Source organism: Bacteroides sp. AM37-9, from assembly GCF_003603455.1.
Lineage (GTDB): Bacteria > Bacteroidota > Bacteroidia > Bacteroidales > Bacteroidaceae > Bacteroides > Bacteroides xylanisolvens.
In genome coordinates this window covers 1-9,719 of record NZ_QTNF01000065.1, presented here as the reverse complement: position 1 = coordinate 9,719, position 9,719 = coordinate 1, and the positions used below count along the sequence as shown (strand labels likewise).

The following is a 9,719-nucleotide window of genomic DNA, read 5'->3' as shown; positions in this document are numbered from 1 at the left end:
GGTGCCAAGTTGACTCGTGTTGCTACTGCAGGTGAGAAGAAACGTATGGGAGATGTGATCCGTTTGATGAGTCGACAGTTGGGTGAGGCTATGATGGATTCTTTGGGCGTCCGTGTGGAAGATCATTTTACAGTCGGCATTGATTTGGAGAAAGCTATAGCTAATCCTGGCAGTGCATCAGATCTGGTTCTTCGTGAAGGTGATGTGGTTTTTATTCCGAAGAATACTAATACGGTAACAATTAACGGTGCTGTCATGGTTCCTAATACCGTTTCTTATATAGCTGGTAAGAATATCGATTATTATTTGAATCAGGCCGGTGGTTATTCAGACAATGCGAAGAAGAGCAAGAAGTTCATTGTTTATATGAATGGTCAGGTAACTAAGGTTAAAGGTAGCGGTAAGAAACAGATCGAGCCTGGTTGTGAGATCATTGTTCCTAGTAAATCAAAGAAGCGTACTAATATGGGAGAAATCCTGGGATATGCCACTTCTTTCAGCTCCTTGGGAATGATGATTGCCTCTATTGCTAATTTAATCAAGAAATAACGAATACCTTTATTTATGTCTACTTTGATGGAACAAACATCTGAAAAGGAAACAAAACTGTTGCATAATAATCAGAATGATGATGAGGTCGAAATTGATTTGATGGATCTTCTTCGGAAGGTTATAGGTATTCGTAAGAAGGTCTATAAAGCGGCTGGTATCGGTTTGGTGATTGGTGTTATTGTTGCAATCAGTATCCCTAAGCAGTATACGGTTGAAGTTACTCTTTCTCCGGAAATGGGTAATAACAAAGAGGGTGGCTTATCCGGTTTGGCTGCTTCCTTTTTAGGAAGTGGAGTTACTATGGGAGATGGTACTGATGCATTAAATGCTTCCTTATCAGCTGATATCGTATCTTCTACTCCTTTTTTACTGGAGCTTTCCGCAATGGATATACCGGTAACAAAGAATGAAGTCATGACATTGAATACTTATTTAGATGAAGAAACATCTCCCTGGTGGAGTTATGTAATCGGGTTTCCCGGTATGGTAATTGGTGGAGTAAAGTCCTTGTTTACTGAGGAAGATGAAATTACATCTTTTGATAAAACAAGTCAGGGCGCAATTGAGCTTTCAAAGAAGGAATCGAAGAAAATTGCGGCTCTAAAGAAAATGATAACCGCTTCTGTGGATAAGAAAACCTCAATGACTTCCGTTACTGCAACTTTTCAGGATCCTAAGGTTGCTGCAGTCGTAGCCGATTCCGTAGTGAAGAAACTGCAGGAATATATAATAGACTACCGTACCTTTAAGGCAAAAGAGGATTGTATCTATTTGGAGAAACTTTTCAAAGAACGTCAGCAAGAATATTATGCTGCTCAGAAGAAATACGCAGACTATCTGGATTCTCATGATAACCTAATTTTGCAGAGTGTTCGTGCCGAACAGGAACGTCTGCAGAATGATATGAGTCTAGCTTATCAAGTATACAGTCAGGTTGCCGGTCAGCTTCAGGTTGCCAGGGCTAAAGTTCAGGAAGAAAAACCTGTGTTTGCTGTTGTAGAGCCTGCTGTTGTCCCCTTGGAACCTTCGGGAACCAGTAGAAAGGTATATGTTTTAGCTTTTATTTTTCTATCAGTTTGTATTGTTATTTTTTGGAATTTATTCGGAAAAGATTTTCTGAATAAGTTCAAAGAAGTATGTGCCTAAAATCAATCTTTAATGTGATATGGTATCAACCACCAGTCAAATCAATAAATTTATAGAATATGTAGCAGTTCTGGGAGACTTGGTCATTCTGAATCTGGTATTGTTCTTTCTCCTTTTCTTTTGGGAAGAAGTATTTGTCTCTTTACCTTTTTCTTGTAGGGTTTCCTGGATGATGACTTCGTTAAGTCTCTGTTATCTGGCCTGTTCCAGCTCTCGCGGGAAGGTTTGGGACAGTCGGGGAATTCGTCCCGACCAACTAGTATTGCGCGTGTTGAAGAATATTATAGCTTTTTCCATCTTTTGGGCATGTATCATGACTTTTAGTGGAATCTCTATCTATTCTCCTCTTTTCTTTGTCGCATATTTCTCTTTTCTCTTTGTCATCTTAAGTATTTATCGCATTATTATTCGCCATTTCCTGATAGTCTATTGTGCTAAGGGCAAGCATAGGCGTTATGCTGTTTTTATAGGAGGAGGTAACAATATGCAGGTGTTGTATGAGGAGATGGAGAGTTCTCTGGCGTCTTCGCTGTATGAGGTCGTAGGCTATTTTGATATAAAACCGAATGAAGCCTTTTCCTCCCAATGTTCCTATCTAGGTAATCCCGACGATTTTTCAGATTTTATGTTCGCCCACCCAGGAATCAAGCATGTTTTTTGTTCTTTATCGATGGAGGAGGGACGTTATAATTTTTCTATTATGAATCACTGTGAAAACCATCTTCTTTATTTTCATGGTGTTCCTAATGTCTGTAAAGGTTTTCCTCGTCGTATTTGGCACAGTATGGTTGGCAATATGCCTATCTTGAATCTGCGTTATGAACCTTTGGGTAAGATGGAGAACCGTATGTTGAAACGGATGTTTGATGTTGTTTTCTCCGGTCTTTTTCTGGTTACTGTTTTCCCCTTTATTTATCTCATAGTTGGAAGTATCATAAAGTTGACTTCTCCCGGTCCTGTATTTTTTAAGCAAATGCGTACAGGTTTGAATGGTGTGGATTTTGTGTGTTACAAGTTTCGTTCTATGAAAGTGAATGATGAAGCTGACAGCAAACAGGCTACGGTTGATGATCCCCGAAAAACTTGTTTTGGGAACTTCCTACGTCGTTCTAATATAGACGAACTTCCCCAGTTTATCAATGTCTTTAAGGGTGATATGTCGATAGTAGGTCCCCGTCCTCACATGTTAGCCCATACGGAGACTTATGCTCGTTTGATTGATAAATATATGGTACGGCACTTTATAAAACCAGGGGTAACCGGTTGGGCTCAAACACATGGTTTCCGTGGTGAAACGAGGGAACTTTCGCAGATGGAGGAACGTGTTAAGGCTGATATCTGGTATATGGAACATTGGACAATGCTGCTTGATATATATATCATTTATAAGACTGTGGCGAATGTGATTGTGGGGGAGAAGAATGCGTATTAAGATGGAAAATCATAACAGTAAACGGTTAGTTAAAAATACGTTATTATTATATGTGCGCACAATTATAGTTATGTGTGTCGGTTTATATACATCAAGAGTAATTTTAGATGTATTAGGAATAGAAGATTATGGTATTTATAATGTGGTTGGAGGATTTGTTGTGATGTTTTCTGTTTTTTCCGCATCATTATCAAATTCCATTACACGTTATATCACATTTGAATTAGGATGCCATAATATGGAAAGGTTACGTACAGTCTTTTCTATGAGCCTTAATATACAAATAATAATTTCTCTTATAATAGTTCTGTTGGTAGAATTAGTAGGTGTATGGTTTCTAAATTATCGATTGAATATTCCATCGGATAGATTGTATGCTGCAAATTGGGTTATGCAGTTTTCGTTATTTACATTTGTTGTCAATCTCATTAGTTTACCATATAATGCTTTAATTGTAGCCTATGAAAAGATGGATGTGTTTGCATATATATCTTTATTAGAAGCATCATTGAAATTAGGTGTTGTTTATTTATTGTTTATATCACCTATTGATAAATTGATTTTTTATGCATTTCTTCTTGCCTTGGTTTCATTATTGATACGTCTGATCTATGGTTGGTATTGCACACATAAATTTGCAGAGTGTAGATATGTATTTGTGTTGAACAAATCATTGTTGAAGAATATGTTAGGTTTTGCGGGGTGGAATTTCTTAGGGACTGGAGCTTATTTAACAGGTACAAATGGAGTGGATATATTGTCTAATATGTTTTTTGGCGTTACGGTAAATGCTGCTCGTGGAATCGCTAATCAGGCAGGTAATGTAGTTCGGCAATTTGTTAATAATTTTACTACTGCACTTAATCCCCAAATTATTAAAACTTATGCAGAAAATAATCTTGATATTTGTTTTTCTACGGTACGTCAAGGAGCTAAGTACTCATATTGTTTAATGCTTTTTTTTTTCATACCATTTGTATTAGAGGCAAATTATATACTTCATTTGTGGTTGAAAGAATTTCCGGATCAAACAGTTGTGTTTTGGCAGCTAACGATGTTGGGAATATTAGTGGATCTTCCGGGGGCTCCTTTAACAATTCTTGCCCAAGCCATAGGTCATATTCGGAGATACTATATATATATGAGTTTAATAGGAGCGCTTGTATTTCCAATTTCATACTTTTTATTTTATTTGGGATGGCCTGCATATTCGGCTTATGTAACATATATCGTAATTTACACTTGTCTTGTTTATGTACGTCTTATTCTTATGAATAAACAAATCGGTTTTCCTATTAATATTTTCTTGAAGCAGGTGATAGGGCGCATCGTTTTCGTTACAGTATTGTCGTTTATATTGCCGATAATACTAATTAATATTATGGATGAAGGATTTTTACGTTTGATATCAGTGGGATTTGTGAGTACTTTATCACTAGTAGTATCTATGTTTTATATAGGTATGCAGAAGTCTGAACGTGTAGAGGTGATAGGTTTTATAAGGAATAAGTTATATCATATTTATAGCAAGGAATAATAGATGAAAGTTTGTATCGTGACTTGGCTTGGTACTGGCAATTTTGGTACAAGTTTACAGTCTTATGCATTACATATGAAGCTTCGTGAAATGGGGTATGACGTATCAATACTTCATTGCTTTACCCCTGATGATTTTACTTTTCGAAGGAGGATCTATAAATGGTTGATGTTGGGTCGGACTTTATTATCACAGATGCTCAAAGGGGAGTATTTCTCAAAAAAACAGAAAAAAATACGCAAGTTTAATAAACAGAATTATTGTCATCAGATAATTAAGACTAATGGACAGTATAAAGGTTTGCTTCAAGAAACGCAGATATTTATTACTGGCAGTGATCAGATTTGGAATTGTTACAATGGTTTTGCTCCTTTCTATTTTTTAGATTTTGCGGGAGATGTCAAAAGGATTGCTTATGCTTCAAGTATGGGTACGAGTGATATCCCTCCAGCGTATAAGTCAGTTGTAAAGGAATTGCTTACAAAATTCAGCCATATTGGTGTGCGTGAAAAGACTGCTGTTCCCATTATTAGTGAATTGCTGGAAAGAACTGATATTGTTCAAGTGTCTGACCCGACTTTTTTGCTTTCATCTACTCAATGGTTGGATTTTGCAATGACGGCTGATATTGAGATTGAAATACCGTCTCGTTTTATTCTGTGCTATTTGGTGGGGAATAATCCTTCGTATCAGCAGCAAGTGGAGGATATAAAACAGCACTTAGGTATAGAAAAAGTGATTCTTATTCCGTCTTTGGAAAATAAACATATGCAATTACCTTATGCACAAATATACAAAGCTGCCGGACCTAAGGAATTTGTTCGTTTACTGTCTTGTGCTTCTTTCATTTGTACAGATTCTTTTCATGCGATAGCACTTTCTATCAATTTGCAGAAAGATTTTATCGCTTTGAAACGTTTTCAAGATACAGACGAGAAATCTCAAAATTCGCGTATTTATGATGTTCTTGAGCATTATGGATTGGATCATCACATATATGAGAATAAAGATTTGAAACTTTATCAACCTATTTCTTATGAGTTGATAAACTTAAAAGTGATTCATGACCGAGAAGAATGTATTGATTATCTAAGGAATGCTATTGAAGAATAATTAACCAATGCTTTTTTATGAATAATAAGGAGAAAATACTTAAACACAATAATTTAAGAAAATCGAATTTTGAATTATTGAGGCTGGTAGCTATGTTTTTGATTATCTGCCACCATTTAGTTATTAGAAGTGCACAAACTTGTGGCTATACTCATCCTTTTAATATAAATGAAGACGTTTTAGGGGGGGGGTATTGGGTTGATAATCAATAGTTTATCAATTTGTGGTGTGAATCTGTTTTTGTTGATCAGTGGTTGGTTTGGTGTAAAAAGAATATGGTCACAAATAGTTCGACTTATTGTTGATTGTGTGATATATTGTTTGATAGCAAATTTGTTGTGCATTTTTGTGTTTGGATATCCGTTCAGTTGGCATGAATTATTTTTTAGCTGCAATTTTCTTAATAATTGGTTTGTCACGGCTTTTATTATGTTTTTGCTTATGATTCCATTAGTAGAACGGGCACTTGAAAATATAGATATAAAGACATTGGGCAAATTCATTATTTTATTGACGGTTTTTAATGTTTTGTTTGGATATTGTGTGGGGGTATTAAATACTAATGGGTATAATGCTATAAATTTTGTTTATTTATATGTAATGGGGCGTTATTTGAGATATTGCAGCTCGTATCCTTTTTACAAAAAATGGGCATCACATGGCTATATATTGTGGCTGTTGTGTGTGGTTCCTTTAGTTATAGGCTTTTTATTATTGACTCATTTTGTTCCTTGGCGAGAAAGTTTGTCTCAGAAGTATTTTGGTTATAATAATCCATTTGTACTCTTATCTGCTGTAGGATTATTTCTTTCTTTTTCTGTTATACAGGTGAATAATTTATTGATTAATAAATTGGCTAAAGGGGTATTTGGTGTATTTCTTTTGCATACGACATCTATTTTTATCTATTATAGGGTTACTTATATTAGGACTTTATATGAAGAACATGGCTATGTTGCTTTGTTTGTTGTAGCATTATTGATATTTGTTATAGGTTCTTTTATAGCTTTGTTTGTAGAAAACTTTAAATCACTATTTGTAGAAAAGATAGGAAAATTGAAGAAAGGAAGAAGAGTTAACTCTCCACTCGAATGATATTTTTGAAAGTTTTATAAATAACATAAAGTATAAAGATGAATACTCATTATTCAAGTGAAAAAGGGATACAGATTCTTGTTAAGCTACTTAAAGAACATCATATAAAACGGGTTATTACTTCACCAGGTACTACAAATATGATGTTGAATGCTTCATTAATGTATGATGGAAGTTTTGAAATGTATTCATCGGTAGATGAACGTTCTGCGGCCTATATGGCTTGCGGTATGGCAGAAGAATCGGGTGAACCCGTTATGATTACTTGTACAGGAGCAACAGCAGCTCGTAATTATATGCCTGGATTAACAGAAGCATACTATCGTAAATTGCCTATTCTGGTAGTAACAGGAACTCAGGATTTACGTCGTTTGGGCAATCTATATGATCAAGTAACCGATCGTAGTGTACATCCGAATGATATTTTAACGTTTAGTACTTATATACCTACAGTTCGTGATGATAAAGATGCTGATAGTGCTGCTCTGAAAATCAATCAAGCGATTTCGGCTTTGACACTTCACGGTGGAGGGCCTGCGCATATAAATTTGGAAACGGTGTATAGTCGTGATCTTTCAGTGACTTGTTTACCTCCTGTTAAGGTGGTAAAACGTATTTCATATGATGATGAATTACCTACATTACCGCAGGGGCGGATAGCTATATTTATAGGTTCTCATCGAGCGTTTACTGAAGATGTAACAATGAGCATTGATCGTTTCTGTGAAAACCACAATGCAGTCGTTTTTTGTGATCATACAAGTGGTTATAAAGGGCGTTTTCGACAGTTGGATGCATTGCTTTCCTTGAAAGGAGCTAAATGTTTGGATAATGTTCGTTTACTGATCCATTTGGGTGAAATTTCAGGTGATCATTTCAATATGGGAACTTGTGCTAAAGAAGTTTGGCGTGTAAATGAGGATGGACAATTGCGTGACCGTTATGGTAAGCTTACTTATCTTTTTGAAATGAGTGATAAGCATTTTTTTGAATCCTACGCAAACAAAGATTGTTGCCCGGGTATTTCTTTTATACAAGAATGCCAGGCGGATTATAACAAAATATATGATGAATTACCTGAACTTCCTTTTTCCAATGTGTGGATGGCAAAAGCTTTGGCACCTGAAATACCGGAATCTTCAATTATTCATTTTGGCATTCTGACTTCGCTTCGTTCATGGAATTTCTTTGAGGTATCAAATTCAATCCACTCGGCAAGTAATGTTGGTGGATTTGGTACTGATGGTATATTATCTTCTTTGTTAGGAGCATCGCTGGTTAATCCGAACAAGCTTCATTTTTGTGTTATAGGTGATTTAGCCTTTTTCTATGATATGAATGCGTTGGGAAATAGACATTTGGATAATAATTTACGTATTCTTTTAGTGAATAACGGTAAGGGATGTGAGTTTACTCATCATCTGAATCCTGGTCATATATTTGAAGAGGATGTAAATCAATATATTGCAGCAGCTGGACATTATGGGAATCAGTCACCAACACTGGTTCGTGATTATGCGCGTAATTTAGGCATGGATTATCTTACAGCAAACACTAAGGAGACTTTTTTAGCAAATATGGAAGCTTTTGTCAATCCAGTTATTAGTAACTCCTGTGTTTTTGAGGTTTTTACTCGGGATATTGATGAAAATGCAGCCTTGAAGATAATGGCGAATGTAGCTTCTATGAAGCATCAAATTAAAGAGGGGATAAAGAATACAGTTGGTGAAAAGGGGGTCAAGTTTATTAAAGATTTGATAAAGAAGTGAATAGTTGTATTGTTGTTATCCCAGTATATAAAGCTGTTCCTAAACTAACAGAATTGGCTTCTTTTAGACAATGTATTAAAGTTCTTAAGAGTTTTGATTTATGTCTAGTAACTTATGAGGAATTGGACTTAACTGTCTATAAGGGAATAGCAAAAGAATATTCTAAAGAAATTAAGGTTAAGTGTTTTGAACGCCACTTTTTTGCTTCTGTAACAGGTTACAATAAGCTGTGCTATAATATTGATTTTTATTCGGCATTTCGTAATTATGATTACATGCTAATATATCAGTTAGACGCGTGGGTGTTCCGTGATGAATTGCAAATGTGGTGCGAGAAAGGATATGATTATATTGGTAGTCCTTTATTTAAGAATATATCTCTTCAAGGAGAATTTCCTATGTATAGTAAGGAAATGTTAGGTGTAGGTAATGGAGGTTTTTCTTTGCGTAGAATACAATATTGTATAAAGTTGCTTGAGAGATGGAAATGGCTTCCTTATTTAACTCCAGGTTATTTATGGAAAATATATTCAGCAGAAAAGTTAAGAGGGGGCTGGAAGAAATTTTATTTGTTTCCTTTTGTTGCTTATATAATATTTTTAAAGACGCTAGGAGTTAGGAATACATCGAATCATTTTATTAAATCGGGTATAGTAAATGAGGATATCTATTTTAGTGAATGGGCATTACATGCGTGGGGAGTAAAAGTAAATTTGCCATCGTGTACGGAAGCTTCTTTATTTTCTTTAGAAGTGAATCCATCTTATCTATATGCTTTGAATGGAAAATTACCATTCGGATGTCATGCTTTTGAAAAGTGGGAATTTGATACTTTTTGGAGTAAATACATACAAATAAGCATTTAATACTTCTGTATGTTTAGGGGGATGTTGGAGGGATTATAAGGTCTGAAGTAGATAGGACGCAATATGTGATGTTTAATAAAATTTGGTAGATAATTGAGATTTTTTCTTATATTATTTTCCGGTCAAAAAAAATAGGTGAACGGAATAAGGATTTGAAGTAACCATTCTATTTTCCGCCTTGACATAAGTTGTTAGCCGCCATATCTTTG

General features: G+C 35.4%; 7 protein-coding genes and 1 pseudogene. All 8 read left to right on the top strand.

Annotated elements, in window-relative coordinates; all coding sequences use genetic code 11:
- A pseudogene (locus DW862_RS26565) lies at positions 1 to 549 on the top strand (capsule biosynthesis protein); the annotation flags it as partial.
- 15 nt (positions 550 to 564) lie between these two features.
- The gene (locus DW862_RS25145) at positions 565 to 1,698 is read left to right on the top strand and encodes a chain-length determining protein (protein ID WP_120071110.1); all 1,134 of its coding nucleotides are present in this window, start codon (positions 565 to 567) and stop codon (positions 1,696 to 1,698) included.
- A gap of 19 nt (positions 1,699 to 1,717) precedes the next feature.
- A complete protein-coding gene (locus DW862_RS25140; protein ID WP_120071105.1) occupies positions 1,718 to 3,130 on the top strand; it encodes an undecaprenyl-phosphate glucose phosphotransferase in 1,413 nt (470 codons plus the stop codon).
- Position 3,131: 1 nt separating this feature from the next.
- Positions 3,132 to 4,667, top strand: a complete 1,536-nt coding sequence (locus tag DW862_RS25135) for a lipopolysaccharide biosynthesis protein (protein ID WP_120071101.1) — start codon at positions 3,132 to 3,134, stop codon at positions 4,665 to 4,667.
- A 3-nt stretch (positions 4,668 to 4,670) separates the two neighbouring features.
- Complete coding sequence (locus DW862_RS25130; protein WP_120071097.1) at positions 4,671 to 5,780, top strand: polysaccharide pyruvyl transferase family protein; 1,110 nt, start codon at positions 4,671 to 4,673, stop codon at positions 5,778 to 5,780.
- A gap of 198 nt (positions 5,781 to 5,978) precedes the next feature.
- A complete protein-coding gene (locus DW862_RS25120) occupies positions 5,979 to 6,875 on the top strand; it encodes an acyltransferase family protein (RefSeq protein WP_371414146.1) in 897 nt (298 codons plus the stop codon).
- Positions 6,876 to 6,913: 38 nt separating this feature from the next.
- On the top strand, positions 6,914 to 8,644 hold the full coding sequence (locus DW862_RS25115; protein WP_120071087.1) for a thiamine pyrophosphate-binding protein: 1,731 nt from the start codon (positions 6,914 to 6,916) through the stop codon (positions 8,642 to 8,644).
- Positions 8,641 to 9,510 carry a DUF5672 family protein gene (locus DW862_RS25110; protein ID WP_120071082.1) on the top strand — a complete coding sequence of 290 codons (870 nt, stop codon included), beginning with the start codon at positions 8,641 to 8,643 and terminating at the stop codon, positions 9,508 to 9,510. Before DW862_RS25115 ends, DW862_RS25110 begins: the two co-directional genes overlap by 4 nt.
- Positions 9,511 to 9,719 lie beyond the last annotated feature (209 nt).